The sequence below is a fragment of the Aeromonas finlandensis genome, assembly GCF_000764645.1.
Taxonomy (GTDB): domain Bacteria; phylum Pseudomonadota; class Gammaproteobacteria; order Enterobacterales; family Aeromonadaceae; genus Aeromonas; species Aeromonas finlandensis.
In genome coordinates, this window is sequence record NZ_JRGK01000213.1 from 1 (window position 1) to 2512 (window position 2512).

Annotated in this window: 2 protein-coding genes and 1 pseudogene; 2 read left to right on the top strand and 1 reads right to left on the bottom strand. The window is 55.3% G+C overall.

All coding sequences use genetic code 11. The features are described from left to right. Positions 1-919: serine/threonine transporter SstT (gene sstT / locus LD28_RS0112775; RefSeq protein ID WP_033137346.1), on the top strand; the 919-nt coding region annotated here is incomplete at its 5' end. A gap of 207 nt (positions 920-1126) precedes the next feature. Further along, positions 1127-2119 (top strand): hypothetical protein, encoded by a 993-nt coding sequence (locus tag LD28_RS0112780; protein ID WP_033137347.1) that lies wholly within the window; start codon positions 1127-1129, stop codon positions 2117-2119. 267 nt (positions 2120-2386) lie between these two features. On the opposite strand, the pseudogene LD28_RS23075 reads toward LD28_RS0112780, so the two are convergent. Then, positions 2387-2512, bottom strand: a pseudogene (locus LD28_RS23075) (HAAAP family serine/threonine permease); the annotation flags it as partial.

Sequence of the window (2512 nt, forward strand, 5' to 3'; positions counted from 1 at the left end):
GGCCAACACCGCCGAGATCACCCCGCCGGGTGGCATCACCGAGGTGCTGCAGACCCTGCTGTTCAACGTGGTGACCAACCCGGTGAAGGCGCTGATGGATGCCAACTATATCGGTATTCTGGCGTGGGCTATTGGTCTGGGCATCGCTATGCGTCATGCCAACGAGAGCACCAAGGCGCTGATCACCGACTTGTCCCACGGCGTCTCGGCCATCGTGAAAGCGGTGATCCGCTGCGCGCCGCTCGGGATCCTGGGTCTGGTTGCCTCCACCCTGGCGGAAACCGGCTTTGACGCCCTGTTTGGCTATGCCCAATTGCTGGTGGTGCTGATCGGTTCCATGCTCTTTATCGCCTTCGTGGTCAACCCGCTGATCGTCTTCTGGAAGATCAAGCGCAACCCCTATCCGCTGGTGCTGACCTGCCTCAAAGAGAGTGGTGTGACCGCCTTCTTTACCCGCAGCTCTGCCGCCAACATTCCGGTCAACATGGCGCTGTGTGAAAAACTGCGTCTGCCGGAAGATACCTACGCGGTCTCCATCCCGCTGGGTGCCACCATCAACATGGCGGGGGCGGCCATCACCATCACTGTACTCTCCATGGCGGCGGTACATACCCTGGGGATGGAAGTGGATCTGGCGACGGCTGTACTGCTCTCCGTGGTAGCCACCATCAGTGCCTGTGGTGCGTCTGGTGTGGCTGGGGGCTCCCTGCTGCTGATCCCGCTGGCGTGCAGCCTGTTTGGTATCGGCAACGACATCGCCATGCAGGTGGTGGCTGTCGGCTTTATCATCGGCGTGCTGCAGGATTCTGCCGAGACAGCGCTTAACAGCTCTACTGACGTGCTGTTCACCGCAGCTGCCTGTATGGCCGAAGATGAAACCCTGCTGGAACCTGCCGCGCTGCCCAGCAGCGAGGCGTGATCCGGTCGTTTGCGTTTTCGATTCAGCCCCTCTTCTCGAGGGGTTTTTTACATCGGCTGGACGAGATTGTTTGAGGGGAGGCGTTCACAAGAAAACATCTATTTTGATGAAATGTTTGGTTACAAATGGCAGGCAGACAGTGGGGAACCATCCCCCCTAAAATGACAACAGTAATAATAAAGTTCAGGCATAAAGAGAGATTGAATTATGAAAAAAGCGACACTTTCGTGGGCGATAGTCGGGGCATTGGGATTGGCAGGTTGTGGTGGCGGCGGCGGGGATAGTGGCGGCGGCGGTACCACGCCACCGGAGCCGCAACCGAGGGCGTTGCCGGAGGCCGGCGTCTATCTCCCCGTCCTGATGGACGCGCAGGGGCAGTTAATCAACCGTCCGGTCAACGACAGCTATCGTGCGGTCGGTTTTGTCTATCCAGCGTCCACAGAGGGCACGGGTTGGGCGATGAACATTGCTGAAAAAAGAAGTGCCACTGTCAGCACTTATACCTTCCCTCAAGGTTTTTCTTCTCTGAACAAAGGTGAGGGCTACCCACTGACGTTGTCGCTGCTGGTGAACAAAAGCCAGCCCAGTACCTTCGACTCGGCGGAGCAAAAGTCCAATACCAATGTCGATGGGTTGGTCAAGGTGGCGTCTGTGCCAGATGCGACGGGAAGCAGTCAGTCACTCTGGGTACTCGATTATCGCCCCGTCAAAGCCAAAATCGATTCAGCGCTCACTATTCAGAATTGGGGCGGCCAAGTGGCATTGAAACCGATGGTAACCGCGCCTATCAACGCGGACTCTTGGTACAACCTTGGGGAGAGCGCACTGTTTCAGGATTTCAAAACCGAGCGCAGTAACAATGGCTTGGGGATCAAGCTGACCATCCAGTTTATAGAGGGGTGTTCTGTCAGCGGTGAGACAGAGGTCAACACTCAAGGTCTGAACAAGCTGACGCTGACCGGTTGGAATAATCGATCATGCAGCTTTAATACCTTAAAAGGCTCTGCTGATATCAAAGACGGAAAAATTTATGAGGGGCTCTGGGAAACAAAGATGCGCGATTTTGCCAATCGCAACGCCAGTGTCACTGCATATCTGACCATGAAGCCGGGTAGCAATGGCCAGAAAGACACCCTGGTGCTCGGTATTCCTGAAATCACTGGTATCGCGCCGTTCATTTTGGAAGCGCAGCCACTCTAATCTGTAAGAGACAGTGTGTGTTTTGCAAGAGATGCCAGTTGTTTACCCGACTGGCATTTTTGTTGGTCGAGGTTCGGTGCGAAGCCCTGAAACACCATGATGCTGTTGCCGGATAAGGGCTGTGTCCCAGGTTGCTGCGTGAGTGTGGATTACGTCACCGCAATAACCGCATGATGAGGCGTAAGCATATTCAGGACGGGACAAACGCAATAAAAAAAGCCAGCCGGTTAACCGGCTGGCTTTTTGCTATTAGTGGCAGGTGGGGGATTAACCGACCAGCTGATAGAGGATGGCAGAGATGGCGATCATCCCCATGGTTGCAACGAAGACGTTGCTGATATGGCCCTGATATTTCGCCATGGCCGGTACACGCTTGATGGCGTACATCGGCAT